Origin of the sequence: Algoriphagus aestuariicola, from assembly GCF_017254835.1 — a bacterium.
GTDB classification, from domain to species: Bacteria; Bacteroidota; Bacteroidia; order Cytophagales; family Cyclobacteriaceae; genus Algoriphagus; species Algoriphagus aestuariicola.
Map to the genome: position 1 here is coordinate 694,025 of NZ_JAFKCW010000001.1, position 22,445 is coordinate 716,469.

At 48.5% G+C, this 22,445-nt stretch carries 16 protein-coding genes; 12 read left to right on the forward strand and 4 right to left on the reverse strand.

What is annotated here, in order from left to right; all coding sequences use genetic code 11:
• Window positions 1–127: 127 nt before the first annotated feature.
• From J0A67_RS02955 to J0A67_RS02975, 5 genes are all read left to right on the forward strand, one after another.
• The gene (locus J0A67_RS02955; RefSeq protein ID WP_206567775.1) at window positions 128–2,011 is read left to right on the forward strand and encodes an amidophosphoribosyltransferase; all 1,884 of its coding nucleotides are present in this window, start codon (window positions 128–130) and stop codon (window positions 2,009–2,011) included.
• Between the two features lie 123 nt (window positions 2,012–2,134).
• Complete coding sequence (locus J0A67_RS02960) at window positions 2,135–3,187, forward strand: M42 family metallopeptidase (protein ID WP_206567776.1); 1,053 nt, start codon at window positions 2,135–2,137, stop codon at window positions 3,185–3,187.
• A 75-nt stretch (window positions 3,188–3,262) separates the two neighbouring features.
• Window positions 3,263–4,240: an App1 family protein phosphatidate phosphatase gene (locus tag J0A67_RS02965; protein WP_206567777.1), complete on the forward strand. Its 978-nt coding sequence runs from the start codon at window positions 3,263–3,265 to the stop codon at window positions 4,238–4,240.
• Between the two features lie 2 nt (window positions 4,241–4,242).
• Window positions 4,243–5,163 carry a diacylglycerol/lipid kinase family protein gene (locus J0A67_RS02970; protein ID WP_206567778.1) on the forward strand — a complete coding sequence of 307 codons (921 nt, stop codon included), beginning with the start codon at window positions 4,243–4,245 and terminating at the stop codon, window positions 5,161–5,163.
• A 40-nt stretch (window positions 5,164–5,203) separates the two neighbouring features.
• Window positions 5,204–6,025 carry a 3-keto-disaccharide hydrolase gene (locus J0A67_RS02975; protein ID WP_206567779.1) on the forward strand — a complete coding sequence of 274 codons (822 nt, stop codon included), beginning with the start codon at window positions 5,204–5,206 and terminating at the stop codon, window positions 6,023–6,025.
• 35 nt (window positions 6,026–6,060) lie between these two features.
• On the opposite strand, the gene J0A67_RS02980 is transcribed toward J0A67_RS02975, so the two are convergent.
• Both J0A67_RS02980 and J0A67_RS02985 read right to left on the reverse strand, forming a co-directional pair.
• A complete protein-coding gene (locus tag J0A67_RS02980; protein WP_206567780.1) occupies window positions 6,061–7,095 on the reverse strand; it encodes a hypothetical protein in 1,035 nt (344 codons plus the stop codon).
• Window positions 7,096–7,234: 139 nt separating this feature from the next.
• A complete protein-coding gene (locus J0A67_RS02985) occupies window positions 7,235–9,868 on the reverse strand; it encodes a valine--tRNA ligase (RefSeq protein ID WP_206567781.1) in 2,634 nt (877 codons plus the stop codon).
• Between the two features lie 235 nt (window positions 9,869–10,103).
• Here J0A67_RS02985 and J0A67_RS02990 point away from each other — a divergent pair, with 235 nt between their 5' ends.
• Window positions 10,104–10,934: an alpha/beta fold hydrolase gene (locus J0A67_RS02990; protein ID WP_206567782.1), complete on the forward strand. Its 831-nt coding sequence runs from the start codon at window positions 10,104–10,106 to the stop codon at window positions 10,932–10,934.
• Between the two features lie 157 nt (window positions 10,935–11,091).
• Here the strand turns inward: J0A67_RS02990 and J0A67_RS02995 are convergent, their stop codons facing one another.
• Complete coding sequence (locus tag J0A67_RS02995; protein WP_206567783.1) at window positions 11,092–12,327, reverse strand: multidrug effflux MFS transporter; 1,236 nt, start codon at window positions 12,325–12,327, stop codon at window positions 11,092–11,094.
• A 411-nt stretch (window positions 12,328–12,738) separates the two neighbouring features.
• On the opposite strand from J0A67_RS02995, the gene J0A67_RS03000 reads away from it, so the two are divergent.
• From J0A67_RS03000 to J0A67_RS03010, 3 genes are all read left to right on the forward strand, one after another.
• Window positions 12,739–15,243, forward strand: coding sequence for a phosphocholine-specific phospholipase C (locus J0A67_RS03000; RefSeq protein WP_206567784.1), 2,505 nt, complete (start codon window positions 12,739–12,741; stop codon window positions 15,241–15,243).
• A gap of 113 nt (window positions 15,244–15,356) precedes the next feature.
• Window positions 15,357–15,947, forward strand: coding sequence for a hypothetical protein (locus J0A67_RS03005; RefSeq protein ID WP_206567785.1), 591 nt, complete (start codon window positions 15,357–15,359; stop codon window positions 15,945–15,947).
• Window positions 15,948–16,165: 218 nt separating this feature from the next.
• Window positions 16,166–16,390, forward strand: a complete 225-nt coding sequence (locus J0A67_RS03010; RefSeq protein WP_206567786.1) for a hypothetical protein — start codon at window positions 16,166–16,168, stop codon at window positions 16,388–16,390.
• Between the two features lie 169 nt (window positions 16,391–16,559).
• Here the strand turns inward: J0A67_RS03010 and J0A67_RS03015 are convergent, their stop codons facing one another.
• Entirely contained in the window at window positions 16,560–18,443 is a 1,884-nt protein-coding gene (locus tag J0A67_RS03015) for a CocE/NonD family hydrolase (RefSeq protein ID WP_206567787.1), read from the reverse strand.
• 170 nt (window positions 18,444–18,613) lie between these two features.
• On the opposite strand from J0A67_RS03015, the gene fahA reads away from it, so the two are divergent.
• The 3 genes from fahA (at window position 18,614) to J0A67_RS03030 (ending at window position 22,396) form a co-directional block, all read left to right on the forward strand.
• Window positions 18,614–19,885 carry a fumarylacetoacetase gene (gene fahA / locus J0A67_RS03020; protein ID WP_206567788.1) on the forward strand — a complete coding sequence of 424 codons (1,272 nt, stop codon included), beginning with the start codon at window positions 18,614–18,616 and terminating at the stop codon, window positions 19,883–19,885.
• A 6-nt stretch (window positions 19,886–19,891) separates the two neighbouring features.
• Window positions 19,892–20,611: a Dph6-related ATP pyrophosphatase gene (locus J0A67_RS03025; protein WP_206567789.1), complete on the forward strand. Its 720-nt coding sequence runs from the start codon at window positions 19,892–19,894 to the stop codon at window positions 20,609–20,611.
• Window positions 20,612–20,887: 276 nt separating this feature from the next.
• Window positions 20,888–22,396, forward strand: coding sequence for a hypothetical protein (locus J0A67_RS03030; protein ID WP_206567790.1), 1,509 nt, complete (start codon window positions 20,888–20,890; stop codon window positions 22,394–22,396).
• The last annotated feature ends 49 nt before the right edge of the window (window positions 22,397–22,445 follow it).

Here is a 22,445-nt window from a genome sequence, read left to right on the forward strand (position 1 = left end):
AGTCAAATGCAGAATTGGGTTAATGATCTGCTGACCATATAAAATTCTACAAAAGCGAACTTTTTATCGGAAATAAATCTTTTGAAATCTCTTACCTTTGATGTCTCAATAGAACATTCGCCCCTCCATGAGTGATGCTATAAAACACGAGTGCGGAATAGCCATGATCAGGCTGCGTAAGTCCCCTCAATATTACATTGACAAGTACGGAACTGCTTCATTTGCAGCAAACAGGCTGTACGTACTGATGCAAAAGCAAATCAACCGGGGCCAGGACGGAGCCGGTGTTGCGAATATCAAACTCAACACCCAGCCGGGGACGCGCTATATTAGCCGTTATCGCTCCATTGAGCCTTCGGCGGTGAATGACATCTTTGATAAAATTGCCAAGAAGTACAAGAAGGCCAAAAAACTCGGAGGTCACGATGCCCTTTCCGATGCTGAATGGCTCAAAAACAATATTGCGTTTACCGGTGAAGTGTGGCTAGGCCATTTGAGGTACGGCACACACGGTGAAAATAGCATTGAAACTTGTCACCCGTTTCTCAAGCAAAACAACTGGAGAAGTCGGAATCTGGTCATGGCTGGCAATTTCAACATGACCAATAACGAGGAGCTGTTCAGTAAACTCGTTCAGCTTGGACAGCATCCCAAGGAAAAAACCGATACCGTCACCGTGATGGAGAAAATCGGACACTTTTTGGACGAAGAAAATCAGCGGATTTTCGACAAGTACAAGCATCAATATTCCAATGAGCAGATTACCCATGTGATCGAAAATGAATTGGACGTGGCTAGGATTCTACGCAGATCCTGCCGTGATTTTGACGGTGGCTATGCCATGGCTGGCATGATTGGCAACGGGTCTTCTTTTGTGGTAAGGGACCCTTCAGGCATCCGACCGGCTTTTTACTATGCGGATGATGAGGTCATCGTCGTGGCGTCTGAGAAGCCGGCGATCAAATCTGCTTTCAATATCGATTTCAATTCCATCAAGGAAATCAAGCCGGGCCATGCGCTCGTGGTCAATAAAGATGGAAGTTTTGAAGAAGCGGAAATTTTGCCAGCTAGAGAAAAGAAATCCTGTTCATTTGAGCGAATCTATTTCTCCCGGGGTACTGATCCAGGGATTTATCAGGAGAGGAAAAATCTCGGAAAGGCCCTGATTCCACAGATCCTAAAGTCAATAGACTTTGATTTGAAAAACACCGTGTTTTCCTACATTCCCAATACCGCCGAAACAGCTTTCTTGGGGATGATTGAGGGCTTGGAGGACTATTTGGTGGCAAAGCGTAAAGAGATCTTCCTTGACGGCAAACCTCACATGGGGGATTTGGGCGAATTGCTCAGTTTCCGCCCTAGGGTAGAAAAGTTGGTTAGCAAGGACGTAAAACTGAGAACCTTCATCACCAGTGACGACGAGCGCGACTCCATGGTAGCCAGTGTCTATGATACCACCTACGAGGTGATCCGGCCAGGAGTGGACACGGTCGTGGTGATCGATGACAGTATTGTAAGGGGTACTACTTTGGAAAAGAGCATTCTGACAACATTGGACAGACTCAATCCCAAGAAAATCGTCATAGTATCCTCAGCGCCTCAGATTCGGTTCCCGGATTGTTATGGAATCGATATGTCAAGGATGAAGGAATTCATCGCTTTTCGCGCGGCGATAGCTCTGCTAAAGGAAAGGAAAATGGAGAACGTGCTAGATAGAGTGTACGAACAATGTGTGGCACATCCCCATGATTTTGAGAATTTTGTGAAGGAAGTATACAGTAGTTTTACCGACGATGAAATATCCGCAAAGGTCGCTGAGATCGTCACCTCTGCGGAAATCAAAGCGGAGGTTCAGGTGATATTCCAAACTGTCGATAACTTGCACAAGTGTATTCCAAACCACACTGGTGACTGGTATTTTACAGGGGATTATCCCACTTCCGGAGGTACCCGAGTGGTCAACAAAGCATTTGTAAACTATATGGAAGGCAAGACCGTCAGGGCCTATTAGCCATCGGCCGATTGGCTTACTTCCAGAAGGCGCAAAGTCCAACACTTTGCGCCTTTTTACTTTTTTTGGGGCCGGCAATGCTCCCAAATGTTTTAATTTGGGCGAAAATTGAACAATAGAGAAATGGAAATAAACGTACCCCTACTAAAGCAAATCTGTGAAGTTGCCGGAGCGCCCGGCTTCGAAAAAAGAGTGAGAGACCTTGTGGTGGAATTGGTGAAACCGCTGGCCGACGAAGTGAAAACCGACAACCTCGGCAATGTCATCGCGGTCAGGAAAGGCAAGAGAAATCCAGATGGCAAGCGGGTGATGGTTGCAGCCCACATGGATGAGATCGGATTTTTAGTCACGCATATCGATGACTCCGGCTTCTTGAGGTTCCACACTTTGGGAGGTTTTGACCCCAAAACCCTCACGGCCCAGCGGGTGATCGTACACGGAAAGAAAGATTTGATCGGAGTGATGGGAAGCAAACCCATCCATGTAATGAGTCCTGAAGAAAGGGCCAAACTGCCAAAGACCACTGACTTTTTCATTGACTTGGGGATGCCTAAAGAGGAGGTTGAGAAATTTATTTCCATCGGTGATCCGGTGACCCGGGACCGTGAACTGATAGAGATGGGAGAGTGTGTCAACTGCAAGTCGATCGACAACCGCGTGGCGGTTTTCATTCTTATCGAAGCGTTGAAAAAGCTGGAAAATCCTGCCTACGACGTCTATGCAACTTTTACAGTACAAGAGGAAGTAGGGCTCAGAGGGGCCAATGTAGCCGCCCACAGTATCAATCCGGATTTTGGAATCGCCTTGGATACCACGATTGCCTTTGATGTGCCTGGCGCCCAGCCACATGAGCGTGTCACCGAGCTCGGAAAGGGGGCTGCCATAAAAATCATGGACGCTATGACGATATGCGATTACCGGATGGTCGACTTTATGAAGAAAACTGCCGAGTCGTCCCATGTAGTTTGGCAGCCGGAGATTCTGACCGCTGGCGGAACTGACACGGCCGGAGTCCAAAGAATGGGCAAACAAGGCGCTATCGCGGGCGCGATTTCCATTCCAACGCGCCATCTGCACCAAGTTATTGAGATGGCCCACAAACACGATATAGCTGCCAGCATTGACCTACTCGTCGCTTGCCTCGAGGAGGTTGATCGCTACGATTGGAAGCATTGACACAAGTCCTTTATTTTAGAGGAGGAAAATTTCGGCCTTTTTGTTGCCATCTACTTTCAAACGATTGTATTTTTTATGGCAACAAAAAGAAGAAGTGCTTTGCGCGAAGCGGATAAGTTGGACGAGGTCAGCATTGAACCCTTTCTGGCCTTTGGAAATGGCAAAGAGCTATTTGTGAAAGGGAGGGTCATCTCTCCCTACAAGCAGAGCAGGCCCCGTTCCAAAAACAACTGGTTGAGAAATGTGCTCGCTGCCGTGCGCCGGTATTCCGTCGTCACACTTCCGGGGCTAAAGGTGAGGATCAGCCTTGGGGAGAGTGAGTGGGAGGTTGAGACAGATCAGGACGGCGTATTTGAGGCTATGATCCCTGAGCCAAATGAGCGAATTGACCAGGTGACATTTCAGCTCGAGCCGATACCCCGCACGCGCGTAAAAAATGGCTTTCTGGAGATCCAGCGTTTTTTTTCAGAAAGGGGAGTGATTTCCGATATCGACGATACGGTACTGATCTCCCACTCTACGGATATAGGAAAGAAACTTTGGCTCTCCGTTTCCAAAAATGCATACACCCGCAGGCCTTTGCCAGGCGTATCGGCCTTTTACGAGAGACTGACGCGCAGAGGAGAATTTCCCCTCTTTTACGTCTCCAGCAGTGATTGGTCACTTTTTGACCTCATTAGGGACTTTCTTCGATACAGGAATATTCCACAAGGCCCCATTCTGCTCAAGGATCAACACATCAACCTGAAAAATATCTGGAAGTCGGGTGGAGGAGGACACTATCACAAGCTGGAAAAACTTCGACTGCTCTTCAATATGTTTCCGGCTATGCGTTGGACACTTATTGGAGATAGTGGGCAGCACGATCCCGAGATTTACCATGAAATATCAAATGAGTTTCCCGGAAGGGTTTTGGCCGTGTTTATCCGCGTCGTCAACCCTAGCAAACAGGAAGATCGAATCAAGCAAAGGCTTGAAAAGTACCCCGAGTTCTTTTTTGTGGAAAATACAGAAGAGGCAATAGACATAGCAGAGAAACAAAATCTATTTTGAAAATGGCAGGGCAAGCTCTTTTGATCGTCAACCCCAATGCGGGATCCGAGGCAGTCGATGCCACAGACTTGGCTGCTGAAGTCAAGGCAATACTGCCCGGATTGGAATTGGACGTATTTGAAACTAAGGGAGAATGGGATGAGGAGTCGTTGAAAAGGAGGTTCAGGGCAAGCCAATATCAGCTGATCTTGATCGCTGGAGGAGATGGCACAGTAAAGCTGGCTGCGGATTGCGCTTGGGAGCATTGTCCGATGGCGATACTTCCGCTTGGTTCAGCCAACGGGCTGGCGAGATGCCTCGGCATAAATTCTCTCGATGATGCCTTGCAAGCCCTGGGCAAAATGGAGACTGTAGGCATGGATGGCATTATGATCGGAGATCACTTGTGTCTGCACCTTGCCGATTTCGGATTCAACGCCAATCTTATCCATCGCTTTGAGGAAGGGGATTCCCGCGGAATGATTGCTTATTTCAAAAGCTCTTTGGCCGAGCTCTTTTCCACGGAAATTTCCCAATTCGAGCTGGAGACAGACCGGGGGAAAATCCAAATAGAGGCCCATATGCTGGTCATTGCCAATGGCGACCGTTACGGAACTGGTGCAGTCATCAACCCCCAAAGCTCGCTCGCAGACGGATGGTTCGAGGTGATAGCGGTTCATGTTCAGGATGTGGAAGATCTGATCCAGCTTTCTAAAGGGCTGATTTCCGGCGAAAAGGTTGACGGAAAAGCATTCCGTCATTGGACTTTGAAAAATTGTAAAATCCGAAACCTATCGAAAGCCAAGTTTCAGATCGACGGAGAGTTGATGGGCACTCCTTCGGAGATCGTGGTGCGCATCGAACCAAAAATATTCCGCTTTGTCGTGAACGCGCAGAATTTGAAAGCTGAGCTTGATCTTCGTGTAGAAAATCTGGATAGCTGATAGTATTTTTTTAGCTTTCCTTTTTCTAAACATTTTTACCATGATCAAAAATCTACTTGCTCTGCTATTTGCGGCGGGCATTGCGGTCTCATGCTCTAGCGAAGCGAGTAAAGTCGGCAAAACCGAAGCGCTGGAAACTCCCGCTCCCATCACCTCTGAAGAGTGGCAAACGCTTTTCAACGGAAAGGACCTTTCCGGCTGGATTCCAAAGATCCATCACCACGACGCAGGGGAAAATTTCGCCAATACATTTCGGGTCGAGGATGGAGCGATCTTGGTGAGTTATCAAGACTATGGCCCCTTCGAGGAGCGTTATGGGCATCTATTTTACGAAAAGCCGTTTGCCTCATTCCACCTGAAGTGGGAATACAGATTCACCGATGAGTGGCTGAAAGATGCCGCCAGTTACACCTACCGTAATTCCGGCATCATGTACCATTCCCAATCTCCAAATTCTATACTAAAGGAGCAGGACTGGCCGATCTCTGTGGAGTATCAGATGCTGGCTGAAGAGAAAGTCGGAGTAGCCCGTCCCACCGGCAACATGTGCTCACCCGGAACTGATGTCGTGTACGAGGGAAAGATAGATCCACGCCATTGTATCAACTCCAGCTCGCCTACTTTTCAGTGGGATGAATGGGTGAAGGCGGAGCTGATCGTGTACCAAGACTCCATCGTACATCACTTGGTCAACGGCGACACCGTGTTGACCTATAGTAAACCTCAGATCGGTGGCGGCGTCGCCAACCGCTTCGACCCCGAAATTAAGGTGGACGGTACCGCGCTGAAGTCCGGCTATATCGGTCTCCAGAGCGAGGGGCAGGGGGTGATATTTAAGAATCTTGAGATTCGGGAGCTTTAGCCAGTATATGCTTCTAAGGTTAAAGGCAAGTTCGGTTAAGGCATTTCCACTATAATCTCAAAGTCTTCGAAATTTGCTTCTCCTTCTGTTCCAGGCATCATCACTGCAAAAGGGATCAAGTGGATGGTTTTTCGGGAGAAATTGGAAAAACTGACTTCTAGATTTTTCTTGTTCAAAACTCCGTTAACAGGAGTTGCCTCTGTGGAGAGGACAAGCGATTCCCTGGTAATTGCTCCCGTATTTTCGAGTTGTGTGTCATATACCCTAAGCCCAATGGCTGCACCGGGACCATTAAGTCCGGCGGAGCTGACTTTGGTTCGCAAGGTCACCTTGGCGCCTTGAGGGATGTTTGGTGAATTAAGCTGTCTGAACCAGTAGCCCGTTTCGGTGGAGGTTTTCCCTGGCACGGAGCTGATTGCTAAGTCATTGTCGGGTAGTCGGGTTCCAGTCATTGTACCCTTGGAGTTATAGAAATTCCAGCCTTCTTCCCCAGTTTTATGCCTTCTGAAAACTGGATTAATGTCCCAGTCCTGTCCAAAATCGATGCATTTCGTATTCGCAACCAAGCGGTCGAAAAGTTCATCTACATAGTACGTTTTGCTTTCTGAGGGACCGTCGAAGAAATTTAAGGTAAGAATATTACCGTTCATCAATGTGGTCGGTTTTCCATCGCAAAGCAGACTATTGTCGTGCTCAAGGTTGAGAAAGGCATGCCCAATTTCGTGGAAAAAGAACTGCTCACGCTTCACATCTGACAGTGTAGCCCATCCACAATTGGGTGATTTTGAAATTAAGATTGTTCTTTTGCCAGTTTCAGGGTGAGAACTCCAGCCATATCCGCAGGAGTTTGTTCCGTTGGAAAATTTTATTTCGTCCGCATAAGCGAACTCTACGCCTGAAAGGTCAATTTCTAAACCACGAGCCTTCGCTTCCGCTTCAAAGCGATCCATAAATATGGACAAGTCAGGGTAGGGAGGAGGAGTCGGGACAGGTTCAGCTTGTTCGTTGCAGGAGATAAAACCTAATGTGATAATAACGGGGAATAATCTTTGGAAGTATGGGTTTTTCATTGAAGAAGAGTTGGGTACTAAGGGTGATGTTAACGGAAGTAATTTTTCAATATAGCAATTAGTTTTATTCTATTGGGATAAGGTTGGATTTATTTGGCCTCACAAAAAATCCGGAGTCGAAAGGCTCCGGACTTAATTCTCATCCCAACTTCGCCAGGCTTTCTTCCAACGCCTTGATTTTGGCTTCGGCGTCAGCCTGCTTTTTCCGCTCCATTTCGATGACGTTGGCCGGGGCTCCTGCGACAAAACGCTCGTTGCTGAGCTTTTTTAAGACAGAGTTTAGAAAGCCTCGGGTGTATTCCAGGTCTTTCTGGATGTTGGCTTTCTCCTCTTCGATATTGACCGAGTCTCCCATTGGGATAAAGCACTCGTCGGCCTTCACCACAAAGCTCATGGAGTTGTCTACCTTATCGGCAAAATTCAGGGAAGACAGATTCGCCAGTTTACTCAACACTGTTGCGAATTGGGTGTAGAGCTCGGGATTCTTGGCGTTGATGCTGAGGTCAAGGGCTTCTTTGGGAGACATTCCTTTGGAAGCTCGTAGGTTTCTTACCTGTGACACGACTTCAAAGACTTGTTTTGCTTCTTCGATGATTTTCGGATCAAAGTTTTCGGCCTTTGGCCAAGTCGCCAAAATCAGGGATTCCTCGACACTTCTTTCCTTGATTTGATGCCAAAGCTCCTCGGAGATGAATGGCATGAAAGGATGCAGGATTTTCAAAATGCCTTCGAAAATCTCAATCGTTTTGTCATACGTTTGCTGGTCAATAGGATGCTGGTACGCGGGCTTGATCATCTCAAGGTACCAAGAACAGAAATCGTCCCACACCAACTTGTAAGTTGCCATCAGGGCATCGGAGATCCTGAATTTTTCGAAATGCTCATTGATCTCGGTGAGACCTTCGTTGAAGCGGTTTTCAAACCAGGCAATGCTTGCCTCGTTGGATGAGCCATCCAGAGAGGGGTCGATTTCCCAACCTTTGACCAATCGGAAGGCGTTCCATATTTTGTTGGCAAAATTTCGGCCCTGCTCGACCAATTTGTCGTCGTAGGGCAGATCGTTTCCAGCAGGGGAGGAGAAGAGCATTCCTGTCCTTACTCCATCCGCTCCGTACTGCGCAATCAGTTCCAGAGGATCCGGGGAATTCCCCAGGGATTTGGACATTTTGCGGCCCAGCTTGTCCCGAACGATGCCGGTGAGGTATACGTTTTTGAAAGGTTTTTCACCCAAATATTCATAGCCTGCAATGATCATCCTCGCCACCCAAAAGAAAAGAATCTCAGGCGCTGTGACCAAGTCATTGGTTGGATAATAGTATTTCAGCTCTTCGTTGGGCTTGCCAGTGGCGAACACGTCGGTGTCAAAAACCGAAATCGGCCATAGCCAGGCGCTGAACCAAGTGTCGAGCACATCTTCGTCCTGCGTCAGATCCGTTAGGGTATAGTTGCTTCTAAATTGTTCGTTGGCAAGCTTCAGAGCCTCTTCAGCTGTTTTGGCTACAACAAATTCTCCGTTGGGAAGGTAGAATGCCGGAATCCGGTGACCCCACCAGAGTTGGCGCGAAATACACCAGTCTCGAACATTTTCCATCCAAGCCCGATACATGTTTTTGAATTTGGAGGGGTGCAATTGGATGGTGTCTTCCATCACAGATTTCAACGCCGGTTTGGTGATTTCCTCCATGTTGAGAAACCACTGCAAGGAAAGCTTCGGCTCGATCACTGCATCAGTACGCTCGGAATGGCCGACGTTGGACTTGTAGTCTTCGATTTTTTCAAGTTGCCCGGCTTCATCCAAAAGCTTTCCGATTTTCTTTCGGGCAATGAAGCGGTCTTCCCCGACTAGGATCTGGGCCTTCTCGTTCAGGGTGCCGTTATCGTTCAGGATGTCGATGACCTCCAACTTGTGCTTGAGGCCGAGCTCGTAGTCATTGATGTCATGCGCTGGAGTCACCTTGAGGCAACCCGTACCAAATTCCATGTCCACATACTCATCCTCTATGATTGGGATGGCTCGGTTGATGAGAGGGATGAGGGCCTTTTTCCCTTTCAGGTGCGTAAATCGCGGGTCGTTGGGATTGACACAGATGGCCACGTCGGCCATGATGGTCTCCGGACGGGTGGTGGCGATGGTCAGGAATTGATCTTTAGTTCCCTCGATTTTGTATTGGATGTAATATAGCTTGGAGGCAATCTCCTTCATGATCACTTCGTCGTCCGAGAGGGCGGTTTGTCCTTTTGGATCCCAGTTGACCATGCGTATGCCGCGGTAGATTTTTCCTTTTTTGTACAGATCCACGAAGACGGTGATGACTGAATTGCTGAGTGCCGGATCCATGGTGAAGGCAGTTCTATCCCAGTCGCAGGATGCGCCAAGTTTCTTCAACTGTTCTAGGATGATTCCCCCGTACTTTTCCTTCCATTCCCAGGCGTATTTCAGGAATTCCTCCCGGGTGAGCGATTTTTTGTCGATTCCCATCTCTTTGAGCATGTTGACTACCTTGGCTTCAGTGGCGATGGAAGCGTGGTCGGTACCGGGTACCCAGCAGGCGTTTTTGCCGAGCATTCTGGCACGGCGAATGAGTACATCCTGGATGGTATTGTTCAGCATATGGCCCATATGAAGCACGCCGGTGACGTTAGGCGGAGGAATTACAATGGTGTAGGGTTCCTTGCTGGGATCGATTTTGGAGGAGAAAAGCTTGTGCTCCATCCAGTAGGCGTACCATTTGGCCTCGGCTTGGGCCGGATCGTATTTGCTGGCGATAGACATCTCTGGGTGTTTTTTGAGGTGCAAAAATAGCAGAAAAAGGGGAAATGGCTTCCAAAGTTCTTTTCCCTATGCTTTTCAAGGCGTGACGTTGATCTGGCTTTTCCGGAAACGATGTTTTTTATCGTCCTTTCAGACAACTATTCGATGCAAAACTGAGTATCTAAATAGAAATTGACCTTTCCTCACCCGCCCCCTTCGGCCATCTTTTGTATCATTTCAACTAAAAATCAATGTTATGCCTTTTTTGAAACACAACGAGGGGAAAGAACCCGTGCGGATTTTCTATCAAGACTATGGAGATGGAAAGCCGGTAATACTGATCCATGGCTGGCCGCTGAGCCACCAGGCTTGGGAAGGACAGGTCCAATCACTAGTCGAGGACGGATTTCGTGTGATTGCCTACGACCGACGAGGATTTGGGCGGTCTTCCCAGCCGTGGGGAGACTACGACTATAGTGCGTTGGCGCAAGATCTGCGTCAGCTCATTCTCCACTTGAAACTGGACGACGTAACGCTGGTTGGTTTCAGCATGGGTGGGGGAGAAGTGGTGCGCTACTTCACTGATTATGGGGGGGAGCGAGTATCCAAGGCAGCATTGGTTGCCTCGATCATTCCGCTGGTCGCCCAAAAAACAGACAATCCAGAAGGAGTGCCTCAAAAGAATTTAGATGGCATCTTGGCCACCTTGAAAACGGACAGAATCGGTTTTTTGAAGGACTTTCACCGTAATTTTTATAATTACGATGAAAATACCGACAAGATGAGCGAGATGAATTTGGATTATGATTTTTCCATCGCCTCCCACGCTTCGCCTATCGCCACGATCAAGGCAGCGGAGGCTTGGGCTAGCACCGATTTCAGGAATGAGCTGAAAAACGTCAACGTACCGACGCTCATCGTCCATGGCGACGCGGATAACATCGTGCCCTACAAGTCCTCAGCGGAGCAGGCTGCTAAAGGAATCGCCGATAACACCTATAAGCTTATCAAAGGTGCGCCTCATGGCCTGAACCTGACCCACCGGGAGCAGCTCAACGAGCTTCTGTTGGAGTTTATTAGAAAATAATCTTAGGTATAGTCAATGGAAAAGCCGCGCCTCCAGGTTGGAGAGGCGGCTTTTTTTGTGAGAAATTGAGTTGCGTTTCGCTACCTGAATCTGAAAATTTATTGACAATCTTCTCAATTCCTTAGCAAATCGACATTTAGGAGAAAAACGGACTATGTTAGCTCCCCAACGCCGATCCTTTCCAGGTTTTGCTGATCGTCCCCGGAATAATCTCGTCGGCCTTGAGTATGATGAAGCCAGCCGCCGCACATGCAGCCATTCCCACCACCATGGGAAGGGCGGTGCCGTCATGGAAAAAGCTGATCACGGCAGATACCACACCGCCCATTGCCATCCTCATACTGCCAAGCAAGGCCGCAGCGCTCCCGGCATTTCTTGAAAAAGGAGCCAAGGACAACGCGGCTGTGTTAGGGCTGTTGAGGCCGTGGGCGGTCAGGAAGAGAAACATCAAGCCGACTAGGGTATAGACATTCAATAATTGGGCATAGATGCCGATGATCAAGAGAATGCCTGTGAACACCTGGTAGTGCATTGAAAAGTGGATGATCTGCTGGCTTTTGTATCTTTTCAAAAGCCAATGGTTGAGCTGGGTCGAGCCTATCATAGCAAAAGCCAAAATGCCGAAAATCCATCCGTAGGTCTGTTCGCTCACCTGATAGATGTTCATGAAAACATCCGCTGAACTCGCGATATACGCAAACGGTGCCGCTCCGGCCAATCCGCCCACAAGCATGTAAACCAGAAACTGGCGGTCTTGGAGGACGATACCATAGTTTTTCCAAACTTTGGTTGGTTTAAGGGAAATTTCGGGATCTGGATCGGCGCCATTTGGAAGCACCGTCACAGCGCCCAACCAGATTAAGGATGTCAGTCCCGCTAAGATGATGAAGTTCCAATGCCAATTGTAGTAGGCAGTGACAAATCCACCGACAGTGGGCGCTATCATAGGCGAAACGGCGATTACCAAAGTCAGCAGGGACAGAACTTGCGCGGTTTTTCCCACCGGGAAAATATCCCGCACTATCGCCTGGGCGGATACCATGCCGGCACAGCCCCCTATCGCCTGCAAAAATCGCATGACGATTAAGTTTTCAACCGACTGTGAAAGCGCGCAGCCGATCGAGGCCAGGACATAGATGCCGAGGCCAATATATAATGGTTTTTTCCTACCGTATCTGTCCAATAGAGGCCCGTAGAACAGCTGTCCGATTGCGATCCCGACCAGATAAGCGGTCAACGAAAGTTGAACATTGGATATGGAAGTGCCCAGATCACGCGACATTTCCGGAAAACCCGGAAGGTACATGTCAATTGAGAATGGGCTGATTGTACACAGGGCGCCCAAAACCAAGACGATCTTAAAATATTCCCACTTGTTAAACTGACTTCCCAAAACGAAAAAAGAAATTATGAATAATTGATATGTGTAGTGAACAGGGGTGTTCCTTGTAAAGTTCGCAAATAGACGGCAATATCTTTGCCATATTTAAAATGTTGATTTACAGGATTTGGAGAGATTCCGTTCCGGATTTGAATTGTTTTGGAAGCTTAAGATTTGCGATCCGGAATATCGTACGTTAGGGAAGACCGGCAAAGAAGATTTTGTTTGTTTCCAACCTGATTTTAGATTCGATTAAGCTGTGATGGTTTTAGGTAATACACTTCGGAGAAGCTTGGCTCCGTGACCCTATCCGATTTACAAATCTATCCCAAAGTCACGCCAGCTAGTCCATTCCGCACTCTTCATGGTAATTTAATCCCAAGCGTAAGGACGATTTCTTACTATCCTTCTATTTTTAAACCCATGATTGAATCCAGAAGAGAGTTTTTGAAAAAAGCCGCTTTGTTAAGCGGTGCCGCGGGAATGTGGCAAGTGTTGCCCGGCTCGATCGAGCGGGCTTTGGCCATCAGTCCCGATCCGGGTACGACTTTTTACGATGCCGAGCATGTGGTGATGCTCATGCAGGAAAACCGTTCCTTTGACCACTGTTTCGGCACACTGCGTGGCGTGAGGGGTTTTGGCGACCCTCGGGCCATATCCATCCCAGACCAGTTTCCGGTGTGGATGCAGCCCGATAGAGAGGGGACTCGTTTTCCGCCGTTCCGATTGGATATCAAAGAGACCAAGGCTACTTGGATGAGCGGCGTGCCGCATTCTTGGACAGATCAGGTAGATGCCCGCAACCATGGCAAATATGATGGATGGATCGAGGCAAAGCGTCCCGGCAACAAAGACTATCGCCATATTCCATTCACGATGGGATACTATACGAGGCAGGACATTCCGTTCTACTATGCCATGGCGGATGCCTTTACGGTTTTTGATCAGCATTTCTGTGCAGCGCTGACCGGTACGACAACCAATCGCAGCTATTTCTGGTCGGGTAAAACTCATGGGAAAGACGGAGAAAAGGCAAAGGTCAGAAATGGAGAGTTGACCTATGACCGAGAAGGGGATTGGGCGACTTTTCCAGAGCGATTGGAGAAACTTGGAATATCCTGGCGTGTCTACCAAAACGAAATCAGCCTTGACACCCTCGTAGAGGATGATTCCCTTTTGGCCAACTTCACGGACAACAACCTGGAGTGGTTTAAGCAATACCATGTGCGTTTCAGCCCGGCCTTTTACGAGTTTTTGGTTTATAGGAAAAAGGAGCTTGAGACGGAATTTGCCCGCATCGAAAGGGAGGGCTTGCCTCAAGACGCGGACGAGAAGTACAGGACAGAGCTGGAAAAAAGAAGGGCAGAACTTCCGCAGGTGATCAACTATTTGGAAAAATACGATCCGAAAAACTTTGACAAACTCCCCGAATTTGAAAAAAGCCTTCATGCCAAAGCTTTCACGGTAAACAGCGGGGATCCAGACTATCATAAGATCGAGAAGATCCGATATACCGAAAACGGAGAGGAACGAGAAGTGTCCGTGCCTAAAGGCGACATCCTGCACCAGTTTCGCTCAGATGTGAAGGAAGGGAAACTGCCAACGGTTTCCTGGCTCGTTGCCCCGCAGAAGTTTTCAGACCATCCGAGCGCGCCATGGTATGGAGCTTGGTACATTTCGGAGGTTTTAGACATCCTGACCCAGAATCCGGAAGTTTGGAAAAAGACGATCTTTATTCTCAATTACGATGAAAATGACGGCTATTTCGACCACGTTCCGCCTTTCGTGGTGCCTAACCCGCGGGATAGGGAAGAAGGCGTCATCTCCAAGGGAATGGATGTGACAGGCGAGTATGTGACGAGAGACGAAGAGTTGAAAGCTGGATTTAGCGAAAAAGATGCAAGGCAAAGCTCCGTAGGTTTAGGCTACCGAGTGCCTTTGATCGTGGCTTCCCCCTGGACTCGCGGCGGTTGGGTCAATTCCCAAGTGTCGGATATTACGTCCACGATTCAGTTTTTAGAGACTTTCCTCAGCAAAAAAACAGGGGAGAGTGTGTCTGAACCCAATATCAGCGGCTGGCGCAGAAATATTTCCGGCGACCTCAGTTCCGCTTTTCGGCCGTATTTAGGCGACGCCTTGGAGCGCTTGGAACCCCTCGACCGCAATGCGTTTATGGAAGAAATCCACAAGGCTCAGTTTAAGGGACTCCCGGAGAATTTTGTCAAAATACCAGCTTCACAGGCCAGGGACTGGACTGCGGCCAAGTTGAGAAGGGAGGGCGCTTTGCCTGTTCAGGAGTCGGGAACACGGCCTTCCAATGCGCTCAACTATGACCTGAGGGTTTCTGGCAAATTGCAGGGCGGCAAGTTTTCGATTCTTATGGAGGTCTCGGAGGAAATCTTTGGAAAAGATGCCTGGGCATCACCTTTCCAAGTCTATGCGCCAGGAGGCTATAGAAATTCCAAAACCGGGAAATGGGAATCGGCCCGATCTTGGGACTTTGCAGTGAAAGCCGGAGATGCGCTTGAATACAGCTGGCCCTTGGAAAACTTCGAAAATGGGGAATACCACCTGCGGCTGCATGGTCCAAATGGGTTTTACAGGGAATACTCCGGTAATGAACAGAATGCTGGACTTGAGTTGAATCTCAAACCCAACTTCAAATTGAAAGGAAAGCGTGTTGGCACACTGGACTCTGTTTCCAATCAAGGAATTCAAGCCAAGTTGACCGAAAATGCCTATCGAGAGCAGCAAAAAACGATAGCGATCAAGCCCGGAGTTATAGCATCGGAGCAATTGGATTTTGAGTCCTCGCAGGGCTGGTATGATTTTACGGTTACAGGAGATGGGTTTTCATGGTCTTTTGCGGGAAGGCTGGAAAACGGTCTGGACAGTATTTCGGATCCACTCCTGGGGAGGCAGGATTAGACCTTTACGACAAAAAAGAAGGGAGTGAGGAGCTCCCTTTTTCGTAAAACAATTTTGCGAAACCCTTGCTTTCCCTTTCTTTGGGGCGATTTCCCATTTAATATAAAAGGTTGATGAGTTCGAACGCACCCGCGGCCCCGATTCCGAAGACTTCGCCTTATGCCAAGCTGAAGTCCATTTGCTACCTCGAGTCTAATCCGAACTATCACCAGCATTTCGAGAAGTACGTGTATGAACAGCCAATCGAAAAGGTGTGGAATACCTATGTGACGATTGATCCGGGGAGGGCTTGGTCCGGACGGATGATCCATTTTAGGCAACTCTTCTCTAGGGAGACGGGCGAGGTGGTATTTCCCGGCCAGAAATATCTTGGAGGAATGGGAGTGGGGCAGGTAATTATTTTGGATCTCCATATTTTGGGCGGAGTAATCCAGCTTACAGTAGGCCACGAAGTCATGGAAATCGACCAACGCAAAGGGTTGATCAGGATTTGTTATTTGGAAAACTCCAAGTCCCAAGGGAGTCAGTTTATTCGCTTTACAGCCTTGGAGAATGGCAAAACTGAGGTCTCACACCATACCTTTTACCGCAGTGGTTCATGGTTTAGAGACAAGGTCGTTTACCCGTATTTTCATACCAAAGCCATCAACGAGTTTCATGCCAATGTGAAGAGTGCGATGGCGGACAGGCCACTAATTGGATGAATCGAGCAAACTTAAAGTGATTTCTAGACGTGGCTTTCAATTTGAAATAGGTTGATAATTCGAAAGATGGTGTCGAATTGATCTGCTTCTAAGTTTGAAAGAGTGAAAGTCGTTTGAAACGGGTTGTTATTTTTTTAATTTAATGGTAATCAAAAGCTTCTCCCGGAATATATGTATAGGGATTTTTTATTGGATATTTTTAACAAACTCAAATCGACATGATAGAGACATTGATTTTAATCGAAGGTAGGAATGTGACGAAAGATTCATTGAGAAGTTTGTCACTTTCGAATGCAAAACAATTGGTGGTGGGAGATGCGCCGGGGTTCGGAGTTATCTTGCATTTGGCAGCGACCACATTGAATGACGTCAACGCCGCTATGCTGGATTTTAGCAAAATAGAGGGAGTATCGGGTACTACTGTGCTAATGCTTCGCTCTTAGGTTATTGAAGTTATTTTCTTGGAAGTCGCTTGATCTTCCTTCAAAGGTACTTTTTGATTGAGCCTGCTTAATTTTTTCAGACTTTGGATCCATTGGTTTTGAATGAGCGTGGAAGTTCTATGTCCCACCCTCATTCGAACAATTAAAACCAATTTTATTTTTGACTTCTTTACTTCCTTACCATGGGCAAGACAATCCTACTCAGGCTTTTGCCGCCGTGGTGGATGGAGTTGGTGGCGATCAAGCCTTCGGTTTCATCATAGTTGTTTCCTCCGGTATTTAGATTACGGTCAAATCTAGGGAAGTTGGAGCTGCTGACCTCTATGCGGATGCGGTGTCCTTTCTCAAAATAGTTGGATGTACTCATGGGGGTCATTTTGACCTCGTAGACTTTGCCGTCTTCCATCCAGACTTCCTTGTCGTATCCTTCGCGATAACGTACGCGCTGTATGGTCTCGTCTAGATTGTAGGCTTTTCCGTCAGGATAGACATCGATCAGCTTGATGGTGACGTCGGTGTCTTTGGCGTCCGATGAGAGGTAGAGATAGCTTTCGATAAATCCCGAAATTTCCACGCCCTCTTCCAGAACCTCGGAGGTATAAACCAGAATGTCATCCCGCAGCTCCATCTCGCTTTGGTCAAAGGAACCGCCTGTCACCGCATTCCCGGTACAGCAGACATTGCCCCCGTAGGAATTAACAGGATTCATCGGGTCATATTTGAAAGTGTCCTGATTGGCTTTTTTGGGAGCCTTGACTAAAAGTTTTCCATCACCGTTTCTGGTATTTGCTTTTCCTTCGGAATCCAAAAAGAACGGAGTCATCACCGCTTCGGCAGGTGGCCATACATCAGAGGATTGCCATTTATTACTTCCCATGGTGTAGTAGGTCACTTTTGGCATCTTGGCGATCGTGCCGTCGTCTTTTCCTTTGAGCCAAAGGTCAAACCAAGCCGTGATAATCTCGTCGTAATTCAGTCGGGCATCTCCCACGCTTCGCTCTCCGATCATGGTGTTTTCCGTGGCGCGGGTATAGGAGCAGTGAAGCACTGGTGCAATGATCAGGTATTGGTTGTCGCGGGCTTGCTGACTCAATGCATTTTGACGGACGTGATTGTATAAGGCGATGTTAGGTGAGGAGGAAACGTCATACCAGGACACAAACCAGAAGCTGGGCTTGTCAAATGGCATGTCGTCGTGGTAAAGTCCGCCCTGATACCACTTGGGATCGTTGGGCTTTCGGGTGATCATCTCTTCGTAGATGCCCATTGGACCACCTGCATTCTTAATGATATTCTGTACCGGCAAGTGAGCCAGACTCTCTTTCCAATCCACACGAGGGTATTCAGGAGCCATATCATAGAAACGCTGGAGGCGGAGCAGGTCTTTTTGCTCGATCCCAAGCGGGAGCTTCGGCGCCATGGGGTCGTGCTGGGTTCCGTATAGCCAAGCGGTAAAAAGCATCTGTCCAGCTCCACCGCGGTACCAGTTGCCCTGCTCGTAAAACTCCCCGATGCGCCCCACGCCGGCGCCATAGCCTTGCGGTACCAAAGCCGCCAAGGCTGGATGATCCAGAGAAGCAGCAGCCATTTGCCATTCGGCAGTGGAGGAGCAGCCAAGCAGGCCGATCTTTCCATTGCTCCAAGGCTGCTTGGACATCCAATCAAAAGCATCGTAGCTGTCGGTCAAAGGCGTTCCGAGAATGTCCCAATCCCCTTCGGAAAAGAATCTGCCACGCTCATTCTGCACGACGTAAGCATAGCCCTTGTTGACCCAAGACAGGGCTGTTTCGAGAGTGCGGGTATTCATTTCGCCGTTTCCGTAGGTGTTGAAGTTGTAGGGCGTGCGGGAAAATACGATGGGAGATTTGCCGTCACCCTTGGGACGGTAGATGTCGGTAGCCAGTCGAACGCCATCCCGCATGGTGATCATTACTTTTTGGTCCACGAGGGCTACCTCTTCCAGACGATCCAGGATGGGTTTTTCTTGGGAGAAAGTGTCAATACTCGCTGCCATTAGCATGCCGACGAGCAAAATTTTTATTAGCGCTTTCATTTGGGTTGGTTTTAAAATAACAAGTTAGGAAGATCGTTTTAGCTTGCCCTTCCTTTTTTACAAATGGTCTGAGGGAAAAGATCATTCGGTGGCGATGGAGTGCCTATTTCCCCCCGGGTTTTTCATTTCAGCCAATCGGGTTAAATTTGCCTCTTCAACAATTTTTGAACATGAGCGACAGCCCAATTCCCGCCCTGAGTACCTGGGTGGAAGTACCCAAAACCTCCGATTTCACGATCTACAACCTCCCTTTCGGTATTTTCAAAAACAAAAAACTGAGCCCCAGGGTCGGCATGGCCATCGGGGACAAAATCGTCGATCTGAGCGTCTTGGACCAAGAGGGTTTTTTTGCCAACCTGTTTTTGCCAGAGGGCATCTTCCTCACAGACTCGCTAAATGGGCTCATTTCCCTCGGGAAAGTACAGACTCGGAAGATCCGCGAGCGGGTCCAAAGCCTGCTTTTGGAAGATAACGGTGAGCTTCGCGACCATTCTGCCAGAGGCAAGGTAATGGTCACTCGCAAAGAAGCCGAGATGCTGTTGCCGGTGAAAATCGGAGACTACACGGACTTCTACAGCAGCGTCGAGCATGCCACCAACGTTGGCAAGATGTTCCGAGATCCCGAAAATGCGCTTCTCCCTAACTGGAAGCATCTTCCCGTGGGCTATCACGGAAGGGCCTCCTCGATAGTCGTCTCCGGTACCCCCATCCACAGGCCCAAGGGTCAATCGAAAAGTCCCAACATGGATACTCCAATGTTTGGGCCAAGCCGCAAGCTGGACTTCGAGTTGGAGATGGCCTTCATTACGGGGAAGCAGACCCGATTGGGCGATTCCGTTTCGACAGCGGAGGCTGAGGACTACATTTTTGGATTTGTGCTGTTCAACGACTGGTCTGCCCGGGATATCCAGGCTTGGGAATATGTGCCGCTTGGTCCTTTTCTGGGGAAAAGCTTCGGATCATCCATCTCTCCATGGGTGGTAACGCTGGAGGCTCTGGAGCCATTTCGTACCGCCAGCCCCGTTCAAGAGCCTGAAGTGCTTCCTTACCTGAAGTGTGATCGGGAGCATAGTTTTGACATCAACTTGGAAGTATTGATTCAGCCCGAAGGAGGCAAAGCAAGCAAGGTTTGCACTTCCAATTTCAAACATCTATACTGGAACGTTGCCCAACAGCTCGCCCATCATACCGTGAATGGGTGCAATATCAACGTGGGCGATATGATGGCCTCAGGTACGATATCAGGTACTTCTCCCAATTCGTTCGGCTCCATGCTGGAATTGAGCTGGAATGGTTCCCAACCGTTGCCGCTGGACGGAGACGGAAAACGCGCCTTTATCGAAGACGGTGACACCGTGATCATGCGTGGTTTTGCGGAAAAGGACGGAGTTCGCGTGGGCTTTGGTGAAGTCAAAGGGCAGATCCTTCCAGCCAAAATCTAGATACTGATGAGCATTAAGCCAATCCCGATTTCCCTGAGTTGGTCCGGGGGCAAAGACAGCGCTTTTGCGCTTTTTCACCTGCTTCGGGATTCCCGCTACGAGGTGAAGCGCCTGCACACCACCCTAGGCGAAAAGACCCGGCGGGTTGGGATGCATGGCATCGCCGAGGAGCTCGTTGAGCTACAGGCCGAGTCCTTGGGCCTTCCTCTGGATAAGATCTACTATCCTGCCAGTGGAGACAACTTGGCCTATGAAAAGGCAATCAATGCATACCTCGACCAGCTAGCTCAGGATGGAATCAGGCATTTGGCCTACGGGGATATTTTTTTGGAAGATTTGAGAAAGTACCGGGAGTCCAACCTTGCTTCGAGAGGATTTTCAGGAATATTCCCCTTGTGGAAATGGAACACGGCAAAAGTAGCCCGGGAATTCATAGAGGCTGGATTCAAAAGTGTCATCTGCGCAGCGGACGCGGATCTGATCGACAAAAATCATGTGGGAAAGGATTTTGACCTAGAGTTTTTGGCAGGATTGCCAGCCGACGTAGACCCCTGCGGAGAAAACGGGGAATTTCACAGTTTTTGTTATGCAGGGCCAATTTTTGAAAATGCCATTCCTGTTTCAACCAAAAATGTTGTAGAACAATCCTATGACATCACGCTTGCAAACGGAGAAAAGGGAGAGAAGTTTTTTTGGTTTGCGGAGATTGTTGGGGCTGGATCCTAGACTTCTTCGCCGATTAGTTTGGATATCGAGATAGTTAAAACAAATCTTTAATAAGTCATAGACGTGGCAATTTATTTTTGTTTTATGGTGTTTTATCTTTTTTAATACTTAATTTAATCCTCTGATTGCTAGGCGGTTTTCAGGAGTTTTGTCTCCGCGGCTGCTAGAAGGTTCCCTTCAGGTTGTTTTAGGGATTGTTATAGTTAGCGACCGGCTCCGGACTTTTATTGAGGAGCCATTTTTCATCTTTTCATACTTTTCTAAACCCAAAAAAACATGGCAAAAGTTGTAAAAAGCCTTTCCATTACGACGCCCATCTTATTCGCATTTCCCTTCAAAAGTGAGTGGGCACAAACACCGATCGACATCAACAAACCTTTGAGCTCAGGCGATTGGGAAGATGCTGGCACACTGAAATTTTCCAGAGGAGTTGTGTTGGCAAAAAACGATGCAAATTTTCTCTACCTCGCACTTGATCTAACTGAAGACCATGGAAACGATGCAGGGACTAACGATTACTTTTGGCTGAGCTTTGACGTCAATCGAGATCGAGCCATTACGGCAAACAAGGATGTGAACTACGGACTTTATCCTGGGCAGCCAAATAAATTGGGCAAGCAGTTTTATCTCGGTCCAGCTACGTGGACAGGCTTGCAGCCCGACCCCTCGCTCAGTGAAGTCCGGCAGGAGTTTGGTGCAAGCAGCAACTCGTCTTCCTCCCACAGGATATGGAAATTCCAGATCGACCTCAAGGAGATCAATGTGGCACTTTCCTGGCCGTTGAGCACGCCTTATACCTATTTTGGATTTCGGGTCAGGTCGTCCAATCCGGCTTTTACCACGGATTTTCCGGGGAATTTTTACAAGGATTTCACCAAGCTTCGTCAGCTGATTTTGTCCAGAAAGCCTGTAATTCCCCCAGCCGACTTGGGTCCCTTGGTCGGCAGCGTAGGACTGATTCCAACGACCAAAATCAATGCATCGGGGAGGGCCACTACTGATGCGGGCTATTTTGTTTTTGTACAAAATGCGGCTTTTGGCGGGACACTCAATCTGATCGGCAACCGGACCAAAATCCAGCAGCTTTGGGACAATAGTATCAAGAAATACAAGGTGGAAATCACACCTCCTGGAGGGTCAGCACAAAAGCTCATCAGCAACTGGTCCAACTATCGCTGGAACGGAACTACTTATGTGCTGGAGACTTTCGCGCCAAGCGCACTGGGTTTCTATGAATTAGCCAATCCCGGAAATGACTATTCCATCGATGACCTATTGATCCAGTTTCCTACCTCGGCTTTGCTTCCTGGGCTTTATCAGATCAAGGTCACCTTTTACAAGAGAGTCCTCGCAGTGGAGGTGCCAGATGCTACCCAGACGCTGGGGCTCTATATCGACAACCACCTTCCTGCCATCAACATCGATAGCATCAAGCACGGAGCCAGTGAGGTTTCGGCCTGTGCCATTGAGACGATCGGCGCGGCTCCCGACGGATTGAAGTTCAAAGTAACGGGACATGACCCTGAGGGAAATCTTCGCCAAGCGAGTTTTGCAGCGACCTATGGCTCCGGACTTTCTACGGGCATTTACTCCGAGGCCTATGATCTATCCAAGGGGAACTGGCAGGGTTTCATCGCGAAAACAATTCCTGAATCCGGAAACTGGCGACCACCCCAATCCTGTGCCTACAGTTTTATCGTCACGGCTTGGGCCCGTACCACCAACGGATACGGCTATATCGGGCACATTTCAACACATCGCAACTTGACGCTTTTGCTGGGTTGATATCACCTGTTTTTTTTAACTGAAAAGCCATTCTGCACCTGTGGGATGG

Excerpts from the sequence above, each read along its gene's own strand:
- J0A67_RS02985 (WP_206567781.1), bottom strand. The coding sequence starts at position 9,868 with ATGTCTATCGCCAGCAAATACGATCCGGCCCAAGCCGAGGCCAAATGG.
- fahA (WP_206567788.1), top strand. The coding sequence starts at position 18,614 with ATGAGCGACAGCCCAATTCCCGCCCTGAGTACCTGGGTGGAAGTACCC.
- J0A67_RS02990 (WP_206567782.1), top strand. The coding sequence starts at position 10,104 with ATGCCTTTTTTGAAACACAACGAGGGGAAAGAACCCGTGCGGATTTTC.
- J0A67_RS02970 (WP_206567778.1), top strand. The coding sequence starts at position 4,243 with ATGGCAGGGCAAGCTCTTTTGATCGTCAACCCCAATGCGGGATCCGAG.
- J0A67_RS03030 (WP_206567790.1), top strand. The coding sequence starts at position 20,888 with ATGGCAAAAGTTGTAAAAAGCCTTTCCATTACGACGCCCATCTTATTC.
- J0A67_RS03010 (WP_206567786.1), top strand. The coding sequence starts at position 16,166 with ATGATAGAGACATTGATTTTAATCGAAGGTAGGAATGTGACGAAAGAT.
- J0A67_RS03015 (WP_206567787.1), bottom strand. The coding sequence starts at position 18,443 with ATGAAAGCGCTAATAAAAATTTTGCTCGTCGGCATGCTAATGGCAGCG.
- J0A67_RS03000 (WP_206567784.1), top strand. The coding sequence starts at position 12,739 with ATGATTGAATCCAGAAGAGAGTTTTTGAAAAAAGCCGCTTTGTTAAGC.
- J0A67_RS02975 (WP_206567779.1), top strand. The coding sequence starts at position 5,204 with ATGATCAAAAATCTACTTGCTCTGCTATTTGCGGCGGGCATTGCGGTC.
- J0A67_RS02980 (WP_206567780.1), bottom strand. The coding sequence starts at position 7,095 with ATGAAAAACCCATACTTCCAAAGATTATTCCCCGTTATTATCACATTA.
- J0A67_RS02955 (WP_206567775.1), top strand. The coding sequence starts at position 128 with ATGAGTGATGCTATAAAACACGAGTGCGGAATAGCCATGATCAGGCTG.
- J0A67_RS02960 (WP_206567776.1), top strand. The coding sequence starts at position 2,135 with ATGGAAATAAACGTACCCCTACTAAAGCAAATCTGTGAAGTTGCCGGA.
- J0A67_RS02965 (WP_206567777.1), top strand. The coding sequence starts at position 3,263 with ATGGCAACAAAAAGAAGAAGTGCTTTGCGCGAAGCGGATAAGTTGGAC.
- J0A67_RS03005 (WP_206567785.1), top strand. The coding sequence starts at position 15,357 with ATGAGTTCGAACGCACCCGCGGCCCCGATTCCGAAGACTTCGCCTTAT.
- J0A67_RS03025 (WP_206567789.1), top strand. The coding sequence starts at position 19,892 with ATGAGCATTAAGCCAATCCCGATTTCCCTGAGTTGGTCCGGGGGCAAA.